The organism is Citrobacter europaeus (genome assembly GCA_020099315.1).
Lineage (GTDB): Bacteria > Pseudomonadota > Gammaproteobacteria > Enterobacterales > Enterobacteriaceae > Citrobacter > Citrobacter europaeus.
Genome location: CP083650.1, coordinates 3,501,698 through 3,524,768 on the forward strand (window position 1 = coordinate 3,501,698; position 23,071 = coordinate 3,524,768).

Genomic DNA, 23,071 nt, shown 5'->3' on the forward strand with positions numbered 1-23,071 from the left:
ACATTGCCGGATGGCAACGCTAACGCGTTTTATCCGGCCTACTCGCCGATTAATGAGATTTGACTGATTTTACGCCCAGCCAGTCGACTATCCCCTGGGCAGCATGCCGTCCTTCCGCCATGGCCGTCACCACCAGGTCCGCACCGCGTACCGCGTCGCCACCGGCAAAGATTTTCGGATTACTGGTTTGATATCGGTATGCGCTTTCAACATCGGCAGCAATGCGCCCCCAGTGATCGACCTTAACGCCATGCGCCTCCAGCCACGGCATGCCGTGCGGGTGAAAGCCAAACGCCATGATCACCGCATCTGCGGGCATGACAAACTCACTCCCGGCGATGGGAACCGGGCGTCGGCGGCCCTGCGCATCCGGCTCGCCAAGCTGTGTACGTAAAAAACGCACGCCGCTGACTCGCCCATCGGCATGCAACACCAGCTCAACCGGCTGGACGTTAAACTCGAAGTTTGCTCCTTCTTCCCGAGCGTTCTTCACCTCTTTTTTCGAACCGGGCATATTGGCTTCATCACGACGATAGGCGCAGGTCACCTGGCTTGCGCCATGGCGCAATGCGGTACGCACGCAGTCCATTGCCGTATCGCCTCCGCCCAGTACCACCACGTTCAGTCCGGCAGTATCGATAAACGGTTCTTCGGGCAGTTCATCCAGCCCCATCACCTGCTTAGTGTTGGCGATCAGGAACGGCAGCGCATCATATACGCCAGACGCGTCTTCATTCGGCAGATCCGCCTTCATGGAACGATAGGTTCCTACGCCCACGAACACGGCATCGTAATCCTCCAGCAGCGTTTCAAGCGCGACATCCTTACCTACTTCACAGTTCAGTTCGAAATGAATACCCATGGCGCTGAAGATTTCACGGCGGCGCGCCAGCAGCGATTTGTCCAGCTTGAAGGCCGGAATGCCGAACGTCAGCAAACCGCCGATTTCAGGATGGCGATCGTACACGGTGGCGCTGATACCGCTGCGCGCCAGCACATCGGCGCAGGCCAGACCCGCCGGGCCTGCGCCGATGATAGCAACCCGCTTGTCCACTTTCTGCACGTGGCTTAAGTCCGGTCGCCATCCTTTGCTCAGGGCACGATCGGAGATGTAACGCTCAATATTACCGATAGTCACCGCGCCCTGTTCGCTACGTACCGTGCATGCTCCTTCGCAAAGCCGGTCCTGTGGACACACGCGCCCGGTCACTTCCGGCAGGCAGTTAGTCTGGTGAGAAAGCTCAACCGCCGCATCGATGTTCCCGGCTTTGACCAGTTCAATCCACTGAGGAATATGGTTATGCAGTGGGCAGGTCCATTCGCAAATACTGTGGTCGCCGCATTTCAGGCAGCGGGATGCTTCCCGTTCCGCCTGCGCCGTACGAAACGGCAAATAGATCTCTTCAAAGCTGGTTTTACGGGCCTCAATCGCCAGCTTATCCGGCTCGCCCCGCGCAGGCGTCGCCTGCATTTGCTCACGTTTGGTGATGACATGTGGAACAAAATCGGTAGCGCTGGCATGCCATGGCTGGCTTTCCAGACTGGCGGTACGCAGCCTGCGCGCTTTTGACAGGCCGGTAAGCGAATTTTCCGTCACCAGCTGTAACGCCTGTGCCGGACAGTTCTCGACGCAGGCAGGTCCCTGTTCGCGTCCCTGACACAAATCACATTTGTGCGCGGTGGCTTTCACCTTCCCTTTGGCTACGGGAGTGAGTACGATCTGCATCGTGCCGAAAGGACAGGCTACAACGCATGATTTACAGCCAATGCACTTTTGCGGATTCACCTGCACGCTGTCGTTATCATGGCTGATTGCCCCGTTCGGGCAACTTCTGGCGCAGGGCGCATCTTCACAGTGGTGACAGGTCACTGCGCTACGCTGCTGCTGATGTTTAATGACGGTAATTCGGGGCTGGAAATGCCTCTGGCTCAGGACATGCTGCTCGTCGTTGTGAGCCATGACGCAGGCGACCTCACAGGCATGGCATCCCAGGCACTGCTGGCTATTGACCATAATAAAACGATTCATGGCTTCCTTCTTTTTTGGTTGCAAAAACCTTATTCTTTATAAGAGTGTTATTAACCGACACGGAAGGAAGCGGCAATGTTCATTTGCCCAGGAAGCACAACTATTTATCCAGAACCTGTGGCAGATCAATTTATTTCATCGCATATGAAATTGTGTTTCAGTTACCATCCAGTTTCATGGCGTTTTATTAACATTTATCAAATACACCGCATCGTTCAGGCTGTTTTAAGGCGCGACGTGTATTGTGTGAGGATGCACAAGTGACGGTAAAGCGTCCGGTCTCGGCCAGTCTGGCTAAAGCTTTTTTCTACATCGTGCTGTTGTCGATTCTCTCAACGGGTATTGCGTTGCTCACGCTGACCAGCAGCTTGCGCGATGCCGAAGCCATCAACGTTGCTGGCTCATTGCGCATGCAAAGTTATCGTCTGGGTTACGATCTACAAAGCCAAAGCCCACAGCTCAACGCTCACCGCCAGCTTTTTCAGCAGGCGCTAAACTCACCGGCGCTTCAGAACCTGAACGCGTGGTATGTGCCACAAGCGGTAAAAATCCGCTATGGACGTCTGCATGCTAACTGGCTGGAAATGAACGCCCGTCTGATTGATGGCGATTTAAAATGGTACCAGGCCAACATCAACAACTACGTCGATCAAATCGATCTCTTCGTGCTGGCGCTGCAGCATTATGCCGAACGCAAAGTGATGCTGGTTTTTGGAATTTCACTGGCGGGCGGGATCGGCATATTCACCCTCGTCTTCTTTACTTTGCGGCGAATTCGCCAGCAGGTGGTGCGTCCGCTGAATAAGCTGGTGATGGCCAGCCAGCACATCGAACACGGGCAGTTTGATATCCCGCCGCTGGATACCGGTTTGCCCAACGAACTTGGATTGCTGGGTAAAACCTTCAGCCAGATGTCGAGTGAATTACACAAACTGTACCGCTCGCTGGAAGCTTCGGTCGCTGAGAAGACCCACGATCTCCACGAAGCCAACCGCCGTCTGGAGGTGTTGTATCAGTGTTCCCAGGCATTAAATACCAGTCAGATTGACGTACACTGTTTCCGCCATATTTTACAGATTGTCCGCGAGCATGACGCCGCGTATTTCCTGGAACTCACCGTCGGCGATAACTGGCGGATAAGCGAAGGGACTAAAAGTCCCGAGTTACCAATGCAGATCCTGCCGGTCACCATGCAGGAAACCGTTTACGGGGAACTGCACTGGCAAAGTCCCAACGTCAACGCTTCCACTCCGCTGCTCAACAGCGTCTCCTCAATGCTGGGACGCGGGTTGTACTTCAACCAGGCGCAAAAACATTTCCAGCAGTTGTTGTTAATGGAGGAGCGGGCGACGATTGCACGCGAGCTGCACGACTCGCTGGCGCAGGTGCTCTCTTATTTACGTATTCAGCTCACGCTGTTGAAGCGCTCGATCCCGGAAGATAACGCCCCGGCGCAAAGCATTATGGCGGATTTCTCCCAGGCGCTGAACGATGCCTACCGCCAGTTGCGCGAACTGCTCACCACCTTCCGCCTGACTTTACAGCAGGCCGATCTTCCCTCCGCCCTGCATGAAATGCTGGAAACGCTGCAAAATCAGACCTCGGCTAAACTGACGCTGGATTGCCGATTACCGACGCTGGCGCTGGACGCGCAAATGCAGGTGCATCTGCTGCAGATCGTCCGTGAAGCGGTGTTGAACGCGATTAAGCATGCCAACGCAACCGAAATTGCCGTCAGTTGCGTAACAGCACCCGATGGTAATCATACGGTTTATATCCGCGATAACGGCATCGGCATTGGCGAGCCGCATGAGCCTACGGGGCACTATGGGTTAAATATTATGCGCGAGCGGGCGGAAAGGCTGAGCGGCACGCTGACCTTCTCTCAACCCTCCGGAGGGGGTACGCTGGTGAGTATCAGTTTTCGTTCGGCAGAATCCGACGGTGAACTAACGTAAAGAACCGCAAAGTGCCGTCGGGGCTGGATCCAGGCCTGACGGCGTTGGCACAAAAGGTATGCTGTAAACGGGCATGATAATTTACATTATCTTCTTTTTTTCTCCACGTTTGACCCGTACCTTGCCGCTAAAGTGAAGCAAGTCATACCCATAACGATACGCAGAAACACGAGGTCCCCTTTTAATGGCGAATTTTTTCATCGATCGCCCCATTTTTGCCTGGGTGTTAGCTATCCTGTTGTGCCTGACAGGAGCCCTGGCTATTTTTTCGCTGCCCGTTGAGCAATATCCCGATCTGGCGCCGCCAAACGTGCGGATAACCGCGAACTACCCTGGCGCATCCGCACAAACGCTGGAAAACACCGTCACCCAGGTTATCGAGCAGAACATGACCGGTCTCGATAACCTGATGTATATGTCGTCGCAGAGCAGTGGGACAGGCCAGGCATCGGTTACGCTGAGCTTCGTCGCCGGAACCGATCCTGACGAGGCCGTCCAGCAGGTGCAAAACCAGCTACAGTCGGCAATGCGTAAGCTTCCGCAGGCGGTACAGGATCAGGGGGTCACGGTGCGTAAGACCGGGGACACCAATATTCTGACCATCGCCTTCGTCTCCACCGATGGCTCAATGGATAAGCAGGACATCGCTGATTACGTCGCGAGTAATATTCAGGACCCGCTCAGTCGTATAAACGGCGTGGGGGATATCGACGCCTACGGTTCACAATACTCCATGCGTATCTGGCTCGACCCGGCCAAACTTAACAGCTTCCAGATGACCGCCAAAGATGTGACCGATGCCATCGAGTCACAGAATGCGCAGATTGCCGTCGGACAGCTTGGCGGTACACCTTCGGTGGACAAGCAGGCGCTAAATGCAACAATCAACGCCCAGTCGTTGCTGCAGACTCCGGATGAATTCCGCGCGATTACGCTACGCGTCAACCAGGATGGCTCAGAAGTTAAACTGGGCGATGTGGCGACGGTCGAAATGGGCGCGGAAAAGTATGACTACCTCAGCCGCTTTAACGGCAACCCGGCTTCCGGTCTGGGGGTAAAACTGGCCTCCGGCGCTAATGAAATGGCAACGGCGGAGCTGGTTATCGACCGCCTGAACGAGCTTTCGCAGTATTTTCCGCACGGGCTGGAATACAAGGTAGCGTATGAAACCACCTCCTTTGTCAAAGCCTCAATTATCGACGTGGTGAAAACGCTGCTGGAAGCGATCGCGCTGGTATTCCTCGTGATGTACCTGTTCCTGCAAAACTTCCGCGCCACGCTGATTCCTACCATCGCCGTTCCCGTGGTCCTGATGGGCACCTTCTCGGTGCTCTACGCCTTTGGCTACAGCGTTAACACCCTGACGATGTTTGCAATGGTGCTGGCGATCGGTCTGCTGGTCGATGACGCCATTGTGGTGGTGGAAAACGTCGAGCGTATAATGAGCGAGGAAGGCCTTTCGCCGCGGGAAGCGACGCGGAAATCGATGGGTCAAATCCAGGGCGCGCTGGTCGGTATCGCGATGGTACTGTCGGCGGTGTTTATCCCAATGGCCTTCTTCGGCGGCACCACCGGGGCTATTTACCGCCAGTTCTCGATAACCATCGTCTCCGCGATGGTGCTGTCTGTTCTGGTGGCGATGATCCTCACCCCTGCCCTGTGCGCCACCCTGCTCAAACCGCTGCATAAGGGCGAACATCACGGGCAAACCGGTTTCTTTGGCTGGTTTAACCGCATGTTTAATCGCAACGCCGAACGCTATGAAAAAGGCGTCGCCAGGGTCCTGCACCGCAGCCTGCGCTGGATACTGATCTACGGCCTGCTGCTTGGCGGTATGGTTTTCCTGTTTCTGCGCCTGCCAACCTCCTTCCTGCCCCTGGAAGACCGCGGCATGTTTACAACCTCGGTGCAGTTGCCCAGCGGCTCCACGCAGCAACAAACATTGAAAGTGGTTGAGGAGGTGGAGAAGTATTACTTCACCCATGAGAAAGACAACATTACGTCAGTCTTTTCCACGGTCGGCTCCGGCCCTGGCGGGAACGGTCAAAACGTGGCGCGTATGTTTGTCCGCTTAAAAGACTGGGATGAGCGCGACACCACGACCGGAACCTCTTTCGCCATCATTGAACGTGCGACCAAAGCCTTTAACAAGATTAAAGAAGCCCGCGTCTTCGCCAGCAGCCCTCCAGCTATCAGCGGCCTCGGAAGCTCTGCCGGTTTCGATATGGAGCTGCAGGATCACGCCGGTGCGGGCCATGATGCGTTAATGGCCGCGCGAGACAAGCTTATCGAACTGGCCGGGAAAGACGCCTCCCTGACCCGCGTTCGTCATAATGGTCTGGACGACAGCCCGCAGTTGCAAATTGATATCGATCAGCGCAAAGCCCAGGCACTGGGCGTTTCCATTGATGATATCAACGACACATTGCAAACGGCCTGGGGCTCCAGCTACGTCAATGACTTTATGGACCGGGGGCGCGTGAAGAAGGTTTACGTGCAGGCGGCGGCAAAATATCGCATGCTTCCGGACGACATCAACCTGTGGTATGTCCGCAACAATAGCGGCGGCATGGTGCCTTTCTCGGCCTTTGCCACGTCGCGCTGGGAAACGGGTTCACCGCGTCTGGAACGCTATAACGGCTACTCTGCCGTCGAGATTGTCGGCGAAGCCGCGCCGGGCGTCAGTACCGGTACGGCAATGGACATAATGGAATCGCTGGTGCGCCAGTTGCCGACCGGATTCGGCCTCGAATGGACTGCGATGTCCTATCAGGAACGGCTGTCGGGTTCTCAGGCTCCCGCCCTGTACGCCATTTCTCTGTTGGTGGTATTCCTGTGTCTGGCGGCTCTGTACGAAAGCTGGTCGGTTCCCTTCTCCGTCATGCTGGTGGTGCCGCTGGGGGTCATTGGCGCGCTGCTCGCCACCTGGATGCGTGGCCTGGAAAACGACGTGTACTTCCAGGTCGGGTTACTCACCGTTATCGGCCTTTCGGCGAAGAACGCGATATTGATTGTTGAATTCGCCAATGAAATGAACGAGAAAGGACACGACTTGCTCGACGCCACCCTGCATGCCTGTCGCCAACGCTTACGACCAATTCTGATGACGTCGCTGGCGTTTATCTTTGGGGTGCTGCCGATGACCATCAGCAGTGGCGCAGGTTCCGGTGGTCAACATGCGGTGGGGACGGGCGTAATGGGCGGGATGATTTCAGCCACTATCCTGGCGATTTACTTCGTTCCTCTGTTCTTTGTGCTGGTGCGCAGACGCTTCCCGTTGAAGCCACGCCCAGAATAATCGGACACAAAAAAGGCGACTTACGTTGAGTCGCCTTTTTTTATCCTTTGCAGGATATGAATTTCTTCCAGAAAATTATTTACGAAGCATCACTTCGATAAAGTCTTTCCAGTTCCCCAGTTCACGTTCAATCATAACAACCTCTCTTATTATTATGGGCATTCTACGAAATCATCATCTTTAAAAGAAGGCAATTTAACCGATGGTTGTGATTACTTCCTCCAGTGCTGGGGTATATGTAATCACTATGCGCTAAACCCATAAATTTTATGTGACTTACTGCAATATTTTGAAATATTCATACATCATCTACTACTTTGTCAATTCTGATGGAAAAACAGGCTGATGCAAACAGGCAAATTCTGATTTTCAGTTTCCCGCGAGTTTTGGAACTTTCAGGAATCATTATTCACCATTCAACAACAATGTTATATTTTTCTATAACGATTCGATGACAATATGTATTATTCATAGTTATAGAATACGAGAATAAATATTCAATTTATGTCAATAAGGATTCAAATGATTACCCTCTACGGCATTAAGAATTGCGACACGATTAAAAAGGCCAGACGCTGGCTCGAAGACAATGGGGTCGAATACCGCTTTCATGATTATCGCGTCGACGGCCTGGACAATGCGCTATTGCACTCTTTTATTAACGAATTAGGCTGGGAGCCATTGCTCAATACGCGTGGAACCACCTGGCGTAAACTGGATGAAGCTACACGCAGTCAAATCACAGATGCCTCCTCTGCCGCCGCGTTGATGATTGAAATGCCAGCAATTATCAAACGCCCATTGCTCTGCGCGCCGGGTAAGCCTATGCTGCTTGGTTTCAGTGAATCCAGTTATACTCTGTTTTTTAATGAGGTGTAGTCTATGTCGTGCCCGGTTATTGAGCTGACACAGCAGCTTATTCGCCGTCCTTCCCTGAGCCCGGATGATGCCGGGTGCCAGGCGTTAATGATTGAACGCCTGCGCGCGGTAGGTTTTACCGTTGAGCGTATGGATTTTGGTGACACACAGAATTTTTGGGCATGGCGCGGTAAAGGTGAGACTCTGGCATTTGCCGGTCACACTGACGTAGTGCCTGCCGGCGATGTTGATCGTTGGATTAACCCCCCGTTCGAACCGACCATTCGCGATGGCATGTTGTTCGGGCGTGGCGCAGCGGATATGAAAGGTTCGCTGGCGGCGATGGTCGTGGCCGCAGAGCGTTTTGTTGCCCAGCATCCAAACCATCAGGGTCGTCTGGCGTTTTTGATAACGTCCGACGAGGAAGCCAGCGCTAAAAACGGCACCGTGAAGGTAGTTGAAGCGCTGATGGCGCGTAATGAGCGACTGGATTATTGTCTGGTTGGCGAGCCGTCCAGTACGGAGATCGTTGGCGACGTGGTGAAAAATGGACGTCGTGGTTCACTGACCTGCAACCTGACCATTCACGGTGTGCAGGGCCACGTAGCCTATCCGCATCTGGCCGATAACCCGGTACACCGCGCGGCGCCAATGCTCAACGAACTGGTGGCGATTGAGTGGGATCAGGGTAACGAATTCTTCCCGGCGACCAGTATGCAGATTGCCAATATTCAGGCAGGTACCGGCAGCAACAACGTTATCCCCGGCGAACTGTTTATCCAGTTCAACTTCCGTTTCAGCACTGAGCTGACCGATGAGATGATTAAAGCACGGGTTCACGCGCTGTTGGAGAAACATCAGCTCCGTTATACCGTCGACTGGTGGCTTTCCGGTCAGCCTTTCCTGACAGAACGCGGTAAACTGGTTGATGCGGTGGTGAACGCCATTGAGCACTATAATGAGATTAAACCGCAGTTACTGACTACAGGCGGGACGTCCGACGGGCGTTTTATTGCTCGCATGGGGGCGCAGGTAGTAGAACTTGGGCCGGTCAACGCCACTATTCATAAAATTAATGAATGTGTTAATGCCGCCGACCTGCAGCTGCTTGCCCGAATGTATCAACGTATCATGGAACAACTCGTCGCCTGATGAGTGTTCCTGTAAGAGGAAATGAGCATGGATTGGCTGGCAAAGTACTGGTGGATTCTGGTGTTGGTGTTTTTGGTAGGCGTACTGCTGAACGTGATTAAAGATCTCAAGCGCGTCGACCACAAGAAATTTCTTGCGAATAAGCCGGAACTTCCCCCGCATCGTGACTTTAACGATAAATGGGATGACGACGACGATTGGCCGAATAAGGATCAACCGAAGAAATAATTTGTAGGCCGGATAACACATATCACATTGCTATCCGGCACTATCACTGACTGTCATGCCGGATGGCGGCTTCGCCTTATCCGGCCTACAGGTTAAATCATCTCAATCACATCATCATCGTGAGGCTTACCACCGCTCAGCGCTTCATCAAAGTAGTGCTTCGGTACGGTAAAACGCAAATGATCGAGCGCAAACTGCATGCTGCGTTCATCAATGGCGTGCCCCAGATTTTCAACGATATCCAGCGTCACATCCCCACCGGCGCGAATTAACGCCTCCTGCGCGGCAACGGCGTGAGATAACTCAATCACCCGGTCTTCACCGCCGTGAATCAAGTGCACCGTAGTCGCAGTGGTTGCCGTCTCCGGTAAAGTGGCATAGCGACCATTGAAGGCAATGACCCGCGACGCCAGCCCCGGCTCGGCTTTGATGCTCTCAAGCGACATAATAGAACCCTGAGAAAAACCAATCAGCGCGGTAGCCTGCGGTGAAACGCCGCTTTGCTTCTGCCAGTAACGCACTGTTTCGATAAACACCGGCATAATCGCGTCAATACGCGCCTGACGGTTCTCTTCCGTTACGCCCTGCACCGAAAACCACTGACGTCCAGAAGTTGTACCGTAAGGCTCTGCCCCGCCAATGCTAACGATTAGCGCATCCGGAAACAGCGGCGCAAACCAGGAGCCAATTTCCCCCATGGCAACCGGGTTATCGCCAACGCCATGAAACAGCAACAATAGCTGTTGAGCGGGTTTATCGGGACTTTGAACAACAAAATGGTCATGTTTCATGGCGATCTCCTTAACTGATGAGAATCATTCTACGCCGCTTAACCGCAATGACCATGCCAGGAAATTGAAGAAGTTAGTGAAAAAATTGCCATTGCATAATGCGATTATGTAGCCGCTGTTCACGTTCAGCGTCCAGCTGTTTTAAGGCCTGCGCGGCCTCAGCGCGCTGAACCGCCAGCAGCGCTTTGCGACCTGAGATCTTCAGCCGTTGGCATAATTCGGCGTCGCTGTGTTTAGCCTGTAAACGCCCGCGAAGCGCCGGAAGAGGCAGTTCGCTGTGCTCAAGCAGACGAGTCAGACAGCCCAGCGATGTCAGCAATGGTCGATGCGCGAAGGCAAACCCAGCCAGCTCAGCCCAGTCATCCTCATTAAGCGTAGCCTCTTTCAGCGGGGTCAGCGGAATGTGCTCTCCATTCCACTGCGCAAGGATTTTCGCATCCCTGCGCAGGCGCTGGTGTTCCCGCCGGGCAAGGCGTTTACCCGCTTCGCTGATGGGAAGTATCGCCATAGCGGTGTAACAGCCGCTGCTGGCTTCCCGATGATTGCCCATCCGTACCAACACAAAACCGCAGCGTTGCCAGAAACGCCATAGTTCAGCCGTATAACCGAAGCTGACGGACAGATAATCACACTGCATGGAATAACGCAGGGCCTGCATAATCAACTGCTGTCCGATACCTTCTCGCTGGCGCGCGGGGTGAACCGCAATTCGGCTAACCCGTCGCCCGACAAGCGTCGCCGCCAACGGGTCACCGCCATGCGCCGCCAGTGACTGTGCAACCAGATTGCCTCGTGGTCGGCGATATCCGGCCCAGACGGCCTGGCTTAATTCTGCGGTTAATCCCCCCTCATCGACCAGCCAGACGGCTCCCGCCACCGAGTCAGCAGCCGAAGCGTGAAGGAAATGCTGCCCCGGCGCATCCATCATCCGCCGCAGGTCCAGTGGCGAGGTGCGATAATGCGCTCCGGAAAGCAGTTGATATACCGCTAACGGCAGCGCCGGGTTTGTATGCCAGGCGCGTTGCTCAAACGCCGAGAAGTGCAAATCCCCCAATGGGGTATGCGTGAACGATTCATCATCAAACACCAGCGCATCGCTGACGATTTGTTCCAGCGGACATCCCTGCGCCCAGCGTACGGGTTGATGCAACTCATAGCGTCGAAGAGTGGGGAAGCGGGCGCAGAATTTCAGCAAGAAGCCTCTGCCAGTCCCCTCGTAGCCCTGAACGGTGGTGGTTAACAGTGTACGAGGAAAACGCGCCACCAGTTGGTGCAGCAGCGGCGCGGGGATCGCGGCGGCTTCATCTACAATCAGCCAGTCTGCGGTTGCAGAACTGCTTAACAGCGCATCCGGGGCCATGAAGCGGTAACGCTCTGCGGCAAATTGCGCCAGCACATCGGTTGCCGCTTTGGCAGGCGCGGTAACAATCGCTGTCCCGTTGATACGTGCAATCAGTTGCCCCGCCAGCGCGGATTTACCCCGACCACGCGCGGCCGTCACGGCAGCCACGCCAGAAGGCATAGCCAGCAACTGCGCTAAAATCAGCGCCTGTTCAGGCTGAGGTTCACCGGTTGCCGCGTGCCAGTCGGGGCGAGCAGGAAAGCGGGGATATGAAGCAGGCTGATGCTGCTGCCAGTGCAAAGCCTGTCCATCACGGGAAATCACCCGTTTGACGTGTTCAACAAAATGCGGCGTTGGAATCGGGTGTGGGCAGTCGCTCCAGCGCAGTGAATCCGCGTCCGGATAGGTCTGCCAGCTATGCCAGGGTGGAGTCAGCAAAACCAGCCAGCTTCCGGCAATCAGCGTTCCGCTTAAGGCGGCAAATGCCGCAGCGTCAAATCCCTGCCCTGCGTCAAAAACCGCATGACGGAACTCGCGCCCGAGTAATGTTTGCAGCGCCTGCGGCGTGCAGTTCGGCTCAGCAGGGGCTTGCGCCCCTACCCATAGCCAGTCGCCGGGTAACATGTTGCGTAGCGCTAATGCCCGCTCCCGACACCAGTTCCCTTCGCCGCTGATAATCAGCAGACGACGGATCCCTTCGCAGCTCATCTGTTCGGTTAACGCGCTCAGCGCCGTGATATCAGACATCCCTGCCTCTGTATCTTAAATGCCTTTACCAAAAGTATTACATTGTCCCGGATCGCCGCTGTCAAAACCGCGTTTGAACCAGGTAAAACGCTGCTCGGAAGTACCATGGGTAAAGCTGTCCGGCACAACGCGTCCTTGTCCCTGCTGCTGCAGGCGATCGTCGCCAATGGCCTGAGCGGCGTTCAGCGCTTCTTCCAGATCACCGGACTCCAGCACGCCCTGCTGCTGCATACTGTGGCCCCAGACGCCGGCAAAGCAGTCCGCCTGCAGTTCCATACGCACGGAAAGACGATTTACCTCAGCCTGTGAGGCATTCTGCTGCATCTGGCGAACTTTCGGTTCAATACCCAGCAGTTTCTGCACATGGTGACCCACTTCATGGGCGATAACATAACCCTGAGCAAAATCACCATCGGCGCCCAGTTTGTTTTTCATGTCATCATAGAATGAGAGGTCGATATATACCGTGCCATCTGCCGGGCAATAAAACGGTCCCATCACGGACTGGCCCGCGCCGCAGCCGGTTCGCGTTGCTCCGCGATACATCACCAGCTTCGGTTGTTGGTAGGTCCGCCCCATTTTTTCAAACTGCTGTCCCCAGGTATCTTCCGTGGTGGCCAAAATTACCGAGGTAAATTTCGCTGCTTCATCATCATTTGGGCTGATGGAGTGTGATGATTGCTGTTGGGAAACAGGCTGACCGGTCATTAATCCGGTGAGATCCACGCCATAATAACCTGCGACAAGCACCACGATTAGCAGGATGATGCCGCCTTTACCACTGGGCAAACGAAAACCAGGGCCGCCCATAGAGGGGCCACCGCCGGAGCTGTTTCGTCTGTCTTCCACATTGTCACTTTCACGACGCCCTTGCCAGCGCATAATCACCTCAACTTTTTATTCATTATGATGATGATCGTAGGCGGTTCGGAACAGGATTACCATAAGAAACAGTAATCAAAATCAGCGGGATTGATGAGCCGGAGAGCGATCGCCGGCTCAGAGGGAGGATTAGTCTAACTTCACACCCAGACGATGCGCGACGGCTTCATAGGCTTCGATCAACCCGCCCAGGCTCTGTCGGAAGCGATCTTTGTCCATTTTATCCAGCGTTTCTTTGTCCCACAGACGACTGCCGTCCGGTGAAAACTCATCGCCCAGAACCACTTCACCTTTATACAAACCGAACTCAAGTTTGAAGTCGACCAGAATCAGACCCGCATCATCAAACATCTTTTTTAGCACGTCGTTGGCTTTGTAGGTCAGCTCTTTCATACGCGCCAGATTCTCTTTGCTCACCCAACCAAAAGTTTCGCAATAGGAATCGTTAATCATTGGATCGTGCATAGCATCGTTTTTCAGGAACAGATCAAACAGCGGCGGATTCAGTTCAATACCTTCCTCAACGCCTAAACGCTTAACCAGTGAGCCTGCCGCGCGGTTACGTACCACACATTCAACCGGTACCATCTCCAGTTTTTTCACCAGACATTCGGTATCGGAAAGCAGTCGCTCCATCTGGGTAGGAATGCCCGCTTCTTGCAGTTTAGTCATAATGAAATGGTTGAACTTGTTGTTCACCATGCCTTTACGGTCAAACTGTTCAATGCGCGCGCCATCCCCTGCTGACGTATCATTGCGGAATTCGAGCACCAACAGGTCCGGGTTTTCCGTGCTGTATACGGTCTTCGCTTTACCACGATACAACTCAGCTTGCTTTTGCATCTTTATTACTCCTGGGTGTGAATTAACGATAAATATTGCGTTTTTCTGCCGACGCACACGTTTGCGTATCATATCAGAAAAAAAGGGCTGGAGTTATCCAGCCCTTTATTTTTACTTACTGAACGCGGCCTGGAAGACGGCGACCAGCGCGTCGTTCTGGCTTTGCGTCAGGGTATGCCCCTTCGGATCGATAAACTGCAAACTACTGCGGTTGTCTAAATCACCGACCTGCAGTTTGTAGTCGCCGGATACCAGACCCGGATCGCTTGCGCCCAACTCCTGCCAGTTGCTATCGGACAGTGGTTTGTAGGTGACGGCGATGCTGCCCTGAGAGCGGGTGCTGTCGGTCACTTTCATCCCCACTTTCTCAAGCGCTGCCGGCAGACGCTGCCATACCACGTTGAACGGTCCACGTACCACCAGCATCGGTAAACCGGTGTCATCGGCGGCGCTCTGAACATCCATAGTGGCTGCCGAGCGGTTTTGCGCGGCATTCGCGGCGTCGGTGGCGTTCTTATCCAGACCGGCAGAGATAACGTTCATCATCTCAGCGCTGTAACGCTGCATTGATGCCGCATCGGCTACGGGTTTACCCGCCTGCTCGAGGTTAATCAGTTTCACCGTTACCGCTTGCTGATAGCCCTGCGGTTTAACCGAGATTTGATAACGTCCACGGTACTGCTCGTCTTCATCCAGACGGTTCCAGTTAACCCAATCGGTGGTCAAAGTCTGACTGGCATCATCACGTTTGGTGATCGTGTAGTTTTTAGACTGAATGACGCTAACGACCTGTGGCCACAACGTGTTGCCACGACCATTTTCCACCAGCAACGTCGACGTATCACCCGCGATCTGAGTGCGAGCGCCGGTGACCAGTGCTAACGGCTGAGCCGGTGGGCGAATGTCCAGCGCTTTACCCACGGCACCGCTGCCGTTGGTTACCGGGATGTTATAGTCACCCGACATAACCGGCAGAATCATTCCGGCTGGAGCGTGAAGCTCAGCAAGCGGTGCGGCCTCCAGATAGGATTCATCACCGCTCACCTGGCGCTTATAACGCGAGTCAGAACTACAGGCCGCGAGCAACATAACAAGCGAAACACCCGCAACCTTGGCCAGGCGCGACTTTTGTACTGAGTAAGCCATCAAATCTCCCTAAACTTTACAGCAAACCGGCATGCTTAAGCGCCGCTTTGACGATTTCACGAGCATTGTCCGTGATTGGCGTCATCGGCAGACGTAGCGTATCGGTCGCCACAAGTCCCAACTCCTTACACGCCCATTTCACTGGGATAGGATTGGGTTCGACAAATAGTTTGTTGTGTAACGGCATCAGACGTTGGTTAATCACCCGCGCCTCGGCAAAGTGCCCGGCTGCCGCCAGTTTGCACATTTCAGCCATGTCACGCGCCGCAACGTTAGACGTTACGGAAATCACGCCATGACCACCGAGCTGCATAAAATCCAGTCCGGTTGCGTCATCACCGCTGAGCAGAATGAAGTCGTCTGAAACCAGCTCTTTGATCTGGTGAACGCGACTTAAGTTCCCCGTGGCCTCTTTAATAGCGATAATATTTTTTACTTTCGCCAGGCGACCAACGGTTTCCGGCAGCATATCGCAGCCGGTACGGGACGGCACATTATACAGAATTTGCGGCAGGTCAGTATGTTCAGCGATGGCTTTGAAATGCTGGAACAAACCTTCCTGGGTTGGGCGGTTGTAGTAAGGCGTCACCGTCAGGCAGCCGACAACACCACTGTCGTTGAAACGCTGCGTCAGACTAATGGCTTCCGCGGTCGCATTGGCGCCGGTTCCGGCTATTACCGGAATACGCCCGTCGGCCAACTCCAGGGTCATCATCACCACATCGCCATGCTCATCATGACTCAGGGTGGCAGACTCACCGGTGGTGCCAACCGAAACGATCGCCGAGGTGCCGCTGGCGACATGATAATCAATCAGTTTTTTCAGGCTCGACCGGCAGACTTTACCTTTCTCATCCATCGGCGTAACAAGCGCGACAATACTTCCCGTGAACATGGGCCATCCTCTGTGCAAACAAGTGTCTCAATGGTACGTTTGGTACGACAATAAAAGCAAGCGACCAGAGCCGTTCTGATTGTTGTATGCATGTTTTTTTTATGCTTTCCTTATGATTACCTCACCGCTCAAAGGAAGAACAGGTTTGACATCGTCATCGCAACACTATCTGGTCATTACTGCGCTGGGTGCTGACCGCCCAGGAATTGTGAACACCATCACGCGTCATGTCAGCAGTTGCGGCTGTAATATCGAAGACAGCCGGTTGGCCATGCTGGGTGACGAGTTCACGTTTATCATGTTGCTGTCGGGCACCTGGAATGCCATCACCCTGATTGAATCAACCTTACCATTGAAAGGTGCAGAGCTGGATTTACTGATCGTGATGAAGCGCACGACCGCGCGCCCCCGTCCGGCGATGCCCGCGACGGTATGGGTTCAAGTCGATGTCCCTGATTCTCCACATTTGATTGAACGCTTTACCGCCCTGTTTGACAGCCACCAAATGAATATTGCGGAACTGGTGTCACGCACGCAACCGGCTGAGAACGGAAAGGCGGCACAGCTGTTTATTCAAATCACCGCACATAGTCCTGCGTCACATGATGCGGCAAATATTGAAGATGCGTTTAAAGCACTCTGTACAGAACTCAATGCGCAAGGCAGTATTAACGTCGTCAATTACTCACAGCATGATGAACAGGATGGAGTTAAGTAATGAACCCACTGAAAGCCGGTGATATCGCACCGAAATTTAGCTTGCCGGATCAAGACGGAGAACAAGTAAATTTAACCGACTTCCAGGGACAGCGTGTTCTGGTTTATTTTTACCCAAAAGCCATGACACCCGGCTGTACCGTTCAGGCCTGCGGCCTGCGCGATAACATGGATGAGTTAAAAAAAGCAGGTGTTGAAGTGCTGGGAATCAGCACCGATAAACCAGAGAAGCTTTCCCGATTCGCAGAGAAAGAAGTGCTGAACTTCACGCTTCTGTCTGACGAAGATCATCAGGTTTGCGAGCAGTTCGGCGTCTGGGGTGAGAAATCGTTTATGGGCAAAACCTACGATGGCATCCACCGCATCAGCTTCCTGATTGATGCTGAAGGGAAAATTGAGCATGTGTTTGATGACTTCAAAACCAGTAACCACCACGATGTGGTAATGAACTGGCTGAAAGAGAACGCTTGATTTACGTTTTGCCGGATAAAGCCTGATGGCGACGCTACGCGTCTTATCAGGCCTGTTTCCCCGCAACCCCGCAGGCCGGATAAGGCATTTACGCCGCTATCCGGCATCAACCTCGTTTATTCAAACGTCCCTTTTACGCAGGCTTTTTTCTCCCTGACCAAGGCTTTTCCCTTCGCCCACAGGTGATGAACCTCCAGCGCGTCGTTGAGCACCAGAATGTCTGCATCACATCCCACCGCCAGACGCCCCTTATGCTCCAGTCCCAAAAACTCTGCGACCGTACGCGTCAGCGGACACAGCGCCTGCTCCAGCGGTATGGCATGAACTTTCACCAACTGGCGCACCGTTTCTGCCAGCGATTCAAACCCTGCGACACCGATGCCGGTGAGGTTACCGTACTCATCAAATTCCGGCTGGCTGCCGTTGCCGTCTGAGCTCAGCGTAATACGCGACAGCGGCACGTTCTGGCTAAGCGCCGTGGCGATTGCCGTGGCCGGGTCGACGGGCTCATCAATACTGCTGGTAATGTCGATATAACCGCCTTTGCGGGCATACTCCAACGCCGCCTGGAACAACGGTTGTGCACGATTAACGTGGGTCGGCAGCAGTTTGGTAATCGGCACATCGCAACAGTCGAGGATCTGGTACAACGGCTCCAGCATGCGCGGGCTGTCGCCCATATGGAAGACGCTGATTCCCGGTTTTCGTCCTAACAATCCACCCACGCGAGCTTGCGCCGCCATGTTTGCCAGCGCCGAAGAATCCGGAGCGGAAGAACGGTGGTCCGAAACCGCACATTTCACGCCAATAATTTTATCGATCAGCGCCACGTCGCGATCGATGCTGCCGGTAATAGTCGGGGAAGGTAGAGAATACGCCCCGGTCAGCATCCACGCGCTAATGCCTTCAAATTCCAGCGCGCGGGTTTTCGCCAGCAGCGATTCCGGGTGACGGGTAATACCATCAGTACCCAGTAATCCCACCACCGAGGTGACGCCAGCTTCAACCAGCCGCGACAAGCGCACTTCCGGCGTGCGGGTGTGCGGCCCCGCTTCTCCACCGCCGCCAATCAGATGGACGTGTTGATCGATAAACCCCGGACACACAATCGCGCCGTCAAGATTGATGCACGTGCAGCCGGGAAAATCTTCAGGGGAAATCAACGGCGCGATGGCAACAATTTTGCTGCCGGACACCAGTATGTCCTGGCGCCCTAAATCTTCCGGCGCGTACACGTGTCCCTGCTGGAACAACGTCAAATTAAGAATGGAACAGTTCATAACCTTCCTTGTCAGGCAATAACCTGCATAACCCAAATAGAGAGCAGCGCATTAATTACGCATACCGCAATAATCAGCGGGTAGTAACGGGGATGAACCCCCGCGGTCCCCAGACAGCGTCCCACATTTTGCACCGGATTGCCCATCAGGTAGATAGCCGGTAACAATACCGTGGCATCATGTCCCGAAAGCGTACCGGCGACAACCAGGCTGGCGCAAACGCCGACGCCGCCTCCCATACTCATCACCGCCGCCAGCAGCACGGTGGCAGATTCCCCCGGCAAGCCCCACAGCGCCATAACCGGCTCACATACCCGCCCGACAATCTCGAGCAGCCCCGTCACCTTCAGCGCCTGAATAATTACAAACGCCATCACCACGTTAGGCAACAGGCTGGTCGTTGCAATAGTAAATCCGCGCCGTGCGCCATCGATAAACATATCCATGACGTTTTTACGTACCTGCGTTGTCATCTCACGCCTCCTGCTGCATACGGCGATTTTCCAGCTGCGCAATCCACAAACGCAGCAGGTTCGCACCCACAAATTTGAAGACAAGGATCACCGCAAGCGGCGTAATTACCGGAACGGTAACCACCGTAAACAGCGCAGCGCCAGAGGAAAAATAGTTGGTAATACACGCGCTGCCGCTGGTTTGCCAGCAGGCAAAAATGGCACGTTCCTGTTCAGTGATAATGCCCTCTTCCGCCATTTCTTTGGTCATCCCGGCCGCGGCATCGGTATTTTGCAAATTCGCAATCAACGCCAGCGAACAAATCCCTGGAATACCGAGTAACGGGTGCAAGACAGGCGTCATCAGCTGTTGCGCCGCACGTAAACCTCCCAGCCCTTCAGTGACGGAAATTATCCCGAGCGAAAGAATGACGGAAGGCGCCAGCTCAAGCGCGAATAAGAAGCCATCTTTGGCGCCCATACCGCCCGCGCCGCGAAAAGAGACTGCCGTGTCGCCCGCCGCATTAATCTGCCCAAATGCGCCGTTGAGGACGGTGAAGTCAAAGACCCGCCACCATTCGGTACTTTTCGCAAACATGCCGGAAAAAAGAATAATCGTAATAAAAAAAGCGAGATAACCGCCCCATCCCACCTTTTGCTGCGTGTGTGTGTTGTGACCCATTTTGTTCTCCAGTTGGCCTTATTCCTTGTGTGACTAAAAGACATCACGCAGGTCAAGTTAAAGACAAATGTGGAGAAAAACGACAGTCGAGGAGAATATTCAGAAAGTGTGGATAGAGGTCCGACAAGTTTAGCTCCGGCGACATTGCATCGCCGGAGCATGCGGATTAGGGTTCATCAACGGCCTGACCATCCGGCCAGGCATGCATTACCGCTTTGATTAACGTTGCCAGAGGAATCGCAAAGAATACGCCCCAGAATCCCCACAGGCCGCCGAAGATCACCACCGACAGAATAATCACCAGCGGATGCAGATTTACCGCCTCGGAGAACAGCACCGGCACCAACAGATTCCCGTCTAACGCCTGGATAATCAGGTACACGGCAAAACAGCTCCAGAACTCGGTGCCAAGGCCAAACTGGAACAGCGCCACACCGACTACCGGAATCGTCACGACAAAAGCGCCGATATACGGGATCAGCACAGAGAACCCTACCAGCACCGCCAGTAGCAGCGAATAGTTGAGACCAAACAGCAGAAAGCCTAGCCAGGTCGCCACGCCGACCACCACCATTTCCAGCACCTTTCCGCGAATATAGTTGGTGATTTGCTGATTCATCTCTTTCCATACCTGCCCCGCCAGCCCGCGATTACGCGGCAGCACCCGGCGCACGGCGTTCAGCATCTGTCCTTTATCTTTGATCAGAAAGAACACCATCAATGGGACGAGAACCAGGTAAACCGCCAGCGTCAGCAAACCGACCAGTGAGGCCAGCGAATATTTCACCACCGAATCACCCATGGTGAGCATTCGCGAGCGCATATTCTCCGCCATCGCATCAATAATGCCCGCATCCATCAGCGCCGGATAACGTCGTGGCAAGGTGGCGGCAAAATCAGACAATTTATTGAGCATGCCGGGCATATCGCGGATCAGGTAGATCCCCTGCTGCCATGCAACGGGCATCACCACAAACGCCATCAGCAGCAAAATACCGACAAACACCACCAGCACGATCGATGTTGCCCAACGCCGTGAACAACCTATATGTTCCAGCCGTACGGTCGGCCATTCAAGCAGGTAAGCCAGCACAATGGCGACCAACAGCGGCGCCAGAAGACCGCTAAAGAAGAACAGGATGCCAAAACCAGCAACCAGAATAATCAGCAAGGCGATGGCTTCGGGGTCGCTAAAGCGGCGGCGATACCATTGCATCAACATTTCGAGCATAAAACCCTTCCATGAACCCAATAGCGGGATTGCGATCCCGAATTGTATCGAAATGTCACAAAAAAGACTTCGCTTTTTATGGCTGATTACGCAAAGTGAAAAGACATTTTTCCTGGGTGTTCATCGTCAGGTTTCGCAGTTACACTCCCTAAGCTTGCGGAGTGTGAACGATACTTCACGGCATTGGTCAAATGGCTATCTCAAAAAAGAATACAGGACAGAGGTTATGTTCAGGCAGTTGAAAAAAAACCTGGTTGCTACCCTCATTGCCGCACTGACCATCGGTCAGGTCGCGCCCGCATTTGCTGATACTGCGGACACCCTGCCTGATATGGGAACCTCGGCAGGGAGCACGCTTTCCATAGGACAGGAAATGCAGATGGGCGATTATTACGTACGCCAGCTGCGCGGCAGTGCGCCATTAATTAACGATCCGTTGCTCACCCAATACATTAATGCGCTGGGGATGCGTCTGGTCTCGCACGCCGACTCGGTAAAAACGCCCTTCACCTTCTTTTTGATTAACAACGATGAAATCAACGCCTTTGCTTTCTTTGGCGGCAACGTTGTCCTGCACTCCGCGTTATTCCGCTATTCCGATAACGAAAGCCAGCTGGCATCGGTTATGGCGCACGAAATTTCCCACGTTACGCAGCGTCACCTGGCGCGTGCTATGGAAGATCAGAAACGCAGCGCGCCGCTAACGTGGGTTGGTGCGTTAGGCTCAATTTTATTGGCGATGGCCAGTCCGCAGGCGGGTATGGCGGCGCTGACCGGTACGCTGGCAGGTACACGTCAGGGGATGATTAGCTTTACGCAGCAAAACGAACAGGAAGCCGACCGCATCGGTATTCAGGTGCTGCAACGCTCGGGTTTCGATCCCCAGGCCATGCCGACGTTTCTGGAAAAACTGCTCGATCAGGCCCGTTACTCTTCGCGTCCACCAGAAATTTTGCTGACTCACCCCCTGCCTGAGAGCCGTCTGTCGGATGCCCGTAACCGCGCCAACCAAATGCGCCCGGTGGTCGTCCAGTCATCAGAAGATTTTTATCTGGCTAAGGCGCGTACCCTGGGCATGTACAATTCTGGTCGCAACCAACTGACCGACGACCTGCTGAGTAACTGGTCGAAAGGCAACGTGCGTGAGCAACGTGCGGCGCAGTATGGTCGGGCATTGCAGGCGATGGAAGCCAGTAAATATGACGAGGCGCGTAAAGCGCTGCAACCGCTGCTGGCGGCAGATCCTAACAATGCCTGGTATCTCGACCTGGCTACGGATATCGATCTCGGTCAGAAGAAAACCAGCGACGCTATTAATCGGTTGAAAAACGCCCGCGACCTGCGCACTAACCCGGTACTGCAGCTCAACCTGGCGAATGCGTATTTACAAGGAGGACAAGCCAAAGAGGCGGCAACCATCCTGAATCGCTATACGTTTAACCATAAGGACGATCCCAACGGCTGGGATCTGTTAGCGCAAACGGAAGCCAACCTGAACAACCGCGATCAGGAACTGGCGGCGCGCGCCGAAGGGTATGCCCTTGCAGGGCGTCTGGATCAGGCGATTTCGATGCTCAGCAGCGCAAGCTCTCAGGTGAAACTGGGTAGCCAGCAGCAGGCCAGATACGATGCCCGTATTGACCAGCTACGCCAGTTGCAAGAGCGCTTTAAACCGTACACGAAAATGTAACAGGAAGAAAAATGTCAGACGCGATCAAAATCTACCATAACCCACGCTGCTCCAAGAGCCGCGAAACGCTGGAATTACTGAAGTCCAACGGCGTGGACCCAGAGGTGGTGTTGTATCTGGAAACGCCGGCTGATGCCGCAACCCTGCGTGAACTGCTGCAGATGCTCAGCATGTCCAGCGCACGTGAACTGATGCGCCAGAAAGAGGATCTCTATAAATCGCTTAACCTGGCGGACAAAAATCTGAGTGAAGATGCGCTAATTCAGGCAATGGTGGAAAACCCGAAACTGATGGAGCGCCCAATTGTGGTCGCCAAAGGCCAGGCGCGGATTGGTCGTCCGCCGGAGCAGGTACTGGAAATCATCGGTTAACCTGCAAC

Annotated in this window: 21 protein-coding genes; 9 read left to right on the top strand and 12 right to left on the bottom strand. The window is 54.1% G+C overall.

Going from position 1 to position 23,071, the window contains the following annotated elements:
- Positions 1-49: 49 nt before the first annotated feature.
- Positions 50-2,029, bottom strand: a complete 1,980-nt coding sequence (aegA, locus tag LA337_16595; GenBank protein UBI14786.1) for a formate-dependent uric acid utilization protein AegA — start codon at positions 2,027-2,029, stop codon at positions 50-52.
- A 260-nt stretch (positions 2,030-2,289) separates the two neighbouring features.
- Here aegA and narQ point away from each other — a divergent pair, with 260 nt between their 5' ends.
- Complete coding sequence (gene narQ / locus LA337_16600; protein ID UBI14787.1) at positions 2,290-3,987, top strand: nitrate/nitrite two-component system sensor histidine kinase NarQ; 1,698 nt, start codon at positions 2,290-2,292, stop codon at positions 3,985-3,987.
- A gap of 184 nt (positions 3,988-4,171) precedes the next feature.
- The gene (acrD, locus tag LA337_16605; GenBank protein ID UBI14788.1) at positions 4,172-7,285 is read left to right on the top strand and encodes a multidrug efflux RND transporter permease AcrD; all 3,114 of its coding nucleotides are present in this window, start codon (positions 4,172-4,174) and stop codon (positions 7,283-7,285) included.
- 75 nt (positions 7,286-7,360) lie between these two features.
- Here acrD and ypfM read toward each other — a convergent pair whose 3' ends face one another.
- Positions 7,361-7,420: a protein YpfM gene (ypfM, locus tag LA337_16610; GenBank protein ID UBI18495.1), complete on the bottom strand. Its 60-nt coding sequence runs from the start codon at positions 7,418-7,420 to the stop codon at positions 7,361-7,363.
- Between the two features lie 387 nt (positions 7,421-7,807).
- On the opposite strand from ypfM, the gene LA337_16615 reads away from it, so the two are divergent.
- From LA337_16615 to LA337_16625, 3 genes are read left to right on the top strand one after another with little or no spacing between them, the layout of a single operon-like run.
- On the top strand, positions 7,808-8,164 hold the full coding sequence (locus tag LA337_16615; GenBank protein UBI14789.1) for an ArsC family reductase: 357 nt from the start codon (positions 7,808-7,810) through the stop codon (positions 8,162-8,164).
- Between the two features lie 3 nt (positions 8,165-8,167).
- Complete coding sequence (dapE, locus tag LA337_16620; protein ID UBI14790.1) at positions 8,168-9,295, top strand: succinyl-diaminopimelate desuccinylase; 1,128 nt, start codon at positions 8,168-8,170, stop codon at positions 9,293-9,295.
- A 27-nt stretch (positions 9,296-9,322) separates the two neighbouring features.
- Complete coding sequence (locus LA337_16625; GenBank protein UBI14791.1) at positions 9,323-9,523, top strand: YpfN family protein; 201 nt, start codon at positions 9,323-9,325, stop codon at positions 9,521-9,523.
- 92 nt (positions 9,524-9,615) lie between these two features.
- Here the strand turns inward: LA337_16625 and ypfH are convergent, their stop codons facing one another.
- The 6 genes from ypfH to dapA form a co-directional block, all read right to left on the bottom strand.
- Positions 9,616-10,314: an esterase gene (gene ypfH, locus LA337_16630; protein UBI14792.1), complete on the bottom strand. Its 699-nt coding sequence runs from the start codon at positions 10,312-10,314 to the stop codon at positions 9,616-9,618.
- A gap of 73 nt (positions 10,315-10,387) precedes the next feature.
- Positions 10,388-12,403, bottom strand: coding sequence for a tRNA(Met) cytidine acetyltransferase TmcA (locus tag LA337_16635; protein ID UBI14793.1), 2,016 nt, complete (start codon positions 12,401-12,403; stop codon positions 10,388-10,390).
- Between the two features lie 15 nt (positions 12,404-12,418).
- Positions 12,419-13,285 carry a neutral zinc metallopeptidase gene (locus LA337_16640; GenBank protein ID UBI14794.1) on the bottom strand — a complete coding sequence of 289 codons (867 nt, stop codon included), beginning with the start codon at positions 13,283-13,285 and terminating at the stop codon, positions 12,419-12,421.
- Positions 13,286-13,414: 129 nt separating this feature from the next.
- Complete coding sequence (locus LA337_16645; GenBank protein UBI14795.1) at positions 13,415-14,128, bottom strand: phosphoribosylaminoimidazolesuccinocarboxamide synthase; 714 nt, start codon at positions 14,126-14,128, stop codon at positions 13,415-13,417.
- 111 nt (positions 14,129-14,239) lie between these two features.
- Positions 14,240-15,274 carry an outer membrane protein assembly factor BamC gene (gene bamC / locus LA337_16650; GenBank protein ID UBI14796.1) on the bottom strand — a complete coding sequence of 345 codons (1,035 nt, stop codon included), beginning with the start codon at positions 15,272-15,274 and terminating at the stop codon, positions 14,240-14,242.
- Positions 15,275-15,290: 16 nt separating this feature from the next.
- Positions 15,291-16,169 (bottom strand): 4-hydroxy-tetrahydrodipicolinate synthase, encoded by an 879-nt coding sequence (dapA, locus tag LA337_16655; GenBank protein ID UBI14797.1) that lies wholly within the window; start codon positions 16,167-16,169, stop codon positions 15,291-15,293.
- 145 nt (positions 16,170-16,314) lie between these two features.
- On the opposite strand from dapA, the gene LA337_16660 reads away from it, so the two are divergent.
- Together LA337_16660 and bcp are read left to right on the top strand one after the other, a co-directional pair.
- Positions 16,315-16,887 carry a glycine cleavage system transcriptional repressor gene (locus LA337_16660; protein UBI14798.1) on the top strand — a complete coding sequence of 191 codons (573 nt, stop codon included), beginning with the start codon at positions 16,315-16,317 and terminating at the stop codon, positions 16,885-16,887.
- Complete coding sequence (bcp, locus tag LA337_16665; protein ID UBI14799.1) at positions 16,887-17,357, top strand: thioredoxin-dependent thiol peroxidase; 471 nt, start codon at positions 16,887-16,889, stop codon at positions 17,355-17,357. The genes LA337_16660 and bcp overlap by 1 nt, the downstream gene beginning before the upstream one ends.
- Before the next feature lie 116 nt (positions 17,358-17,473).
- Here bcp and iadA read toward each other — a convergent pair whose 3' ends face one another.
- From iadA to LA337_16685, 4 genes are all read right to left on the bottom strand, one after another.
- The gene (gene iadA / locus LA337_16670) at positions 17,474-18,637 is read right to left on the bottom strand and encodes a beta-aspartyl-peptidase (protein UBI14800.1); all 1,164 of its coding nucleotides are present in this window, start codon (positions 18,635-18,637) and stop codon (positions 17,474-17,476) included.
- An 11-nt stretch (positions 18,638-18,648) separates the two neighbouring features.
- Positions 18,649-19,110 carry a YjiG family protein gene (locus LA337_16675; GenBank protein ID UBI14801.1) on the bottom strand — a complete coding sequence of 154 codons (462 nt, stop codon included), beginning with the start codon at positions 19,108-19,110 and terminating at the stop codon, positions 18,649-18,651.
- Between the two features lies 1 nt (position 19,111).
- Complete coding sequence (locus LA337_16680; GenBank protein ID UBI14802.1) at positions 19,112-19,771, bottom strand: hypothetical protein; 660 nt, start codon at positions 19,769-19,771, stop codon at positions 19,112-19,114.
- 166 nt (positions 19,772-19,937) lie between these two features.
- Positions 19,938-21,002 (bottom strand): AI-2E family transporter, encoded by a 1,065-nt coding sequence (locus LA337_16685; protein UBI14803.1) that lies wholly within the window; start codon positions 21,000-21,002, stop codon positions 19,938-19,940.
- 226 nt (positions 21,003-21,228) lie between these two features.
- On the opposite strand from LA337_16685, the gene bepA reads away from it, so the two are divergent.
- Together bepA and arsC are read left to right on the top strand one after the other, a co-directional pair.
- On the top strand, positions 21,229-22,692 hold the full coding sequence (gene bepA / locus LA337_16690; protein UBI14804.1) for a beta-barrel assembly-enhancing protease: 1,464 nt from the start codon (positions 21,229-21,231) through the stop codon (positions 22,690-22,692).
- An 11-nt stretch (positions 22,693-22,703) separates the two neighbouring features.
- Positions 22,704-23,063 (top strand): arsenate reductase (glutaredoxin), encoded by a 360-nt coding sequence (gene arsC, locus LA337_16695; protein UBI14805.1) that lies wholly within the window; start codon positions 22,704-22,706, stop codon positions 23,061-23,063.
- The last annotated feature ends 8 nt before the right edge of the window (positions 23,064-23,071 follow it).

Excerpts from the sequence above, each read along its gene's own strand:
- aegA (UBI14786.1), bottom strand. The coding sequence starts at position 2,029 with ATGAATCGTTTTATTATGGTCAATAGCCAGCAGTGCCTGGGATGCCAT.
- acrD (UBI14788.1), top strand. The coding sequence starts at position 4,172 with ATGGCGAATTTTTTCATCGATCGCCCCATTTTTGCCTGGGTGTTAGCT.
- LA337_16615 (UBI14789.1), top strand. The coding sequence starts at position 7,808 with ATGATTACCCTCTACGGCATTAAGAATTGCGACACGATTAAAAAGGCC.
- dapE (UBI14790.1), top strand. The coding sequence starts at position 8,168 with ATGTCGTGCCCGGTTATTGAGCTGACACAGCAGCTTATTCGCCGTCCT.
- LA337_16625 (UBI14791.1), top strand. The coding sequence starts at position 9,323 with ATGGATTGGCTGGCAAAGTACTGGTGGATTCTGGTGTTGGTGTTTTTG.
- ypfH (UBI14792.1), bottom strand. The coding sequence starts at position 10,314 with ATGAAACATGACCATTTTGTTGTTCAAAGTCCCGATAAACCCGCTCAA.
- LA337_16635 (UBI14793.1), bottom strand. The coding sequence starts at position 12,403 with ATGTCTGATATCACGGCGCTGAGCGCGTTAACCGAACAGATGAGCTGC.
- LA337_16640 (UBI14794.1), bottom strand. The coding sequence starts at position 13,285 with ATGCGCTGGCAAGGGCGTCGTGAAAGTGACAATGTGGAAGACAGACGA.
- LA337_16645 (UBI14795.1), bottom strand. The coding sequence starts at position 14,128 with ATGCAAAAGCAAGCTGAGTTGTATCGTGGTAAAGCGAAGACCGTATAC.
- bamC (UBI14796.1), bottom strand. The coding sequence starts at position 15,274 with ATGGCTTACTCAGTACAAAAGTCGCGCCTGGCCAAGGTTGCGGGTGTT.
- dapA (UBI14797.1), bottom strand. The coding sequence starts at position 16,169 with ATGTTCACGGGAAGTATTGTCGCGCTTGTTACGCCGATGGATGAGAAA.
- bcp (UBI14799.1), top strand. The coding sequence starts at position 16,887 with ATGAACCCACTGAAAGCCGGTGATATCGCACCGAAATTTAGCTTGCCG.
- iadA (UBI14800.1), bottom strand. The coding sequence starts at position 18,637 with ATGAACTGTTCCATTCTTAATTTGACGTTGTTCCAGCAGGGACACGTG.
- LA337_16675 (UBI14801.1), bottom strand. The coding sequence starts at position 19,110 with ATGACAACGCAGGTACGTAAAAACGTCATGGATATGTTTATCGATGGC.
- LA337_16680 (UBI14802.1), bottom strand. The coding sequence starts at position 19,771 with ATGGGTCACAACACACACACGCAGCAAAAGGTGGGATGGGGCGGTTAT.
- LA337_16685 (UBI14803.1), bottom strand. The coding sequence starts at position 21,002 with ATGCTCGAAATGTTGATGCAATGGTATCGCCGCCGCTTTAGCGACCCC.
- bepA (UBI14804.1), top strand. The coding sequence starts at position 21,229 with ATGTTCAGGCAGTTGAAAAAAAACCTGGTTGCTACCCTCATTGCCGCA.
- arsC (UBI14805.1), top strand. The coding sequence starts at position 22,704 with ATGTCAGACGCGATCAAAATCTACCATAACCCACGCTGCTCCAAGAGC.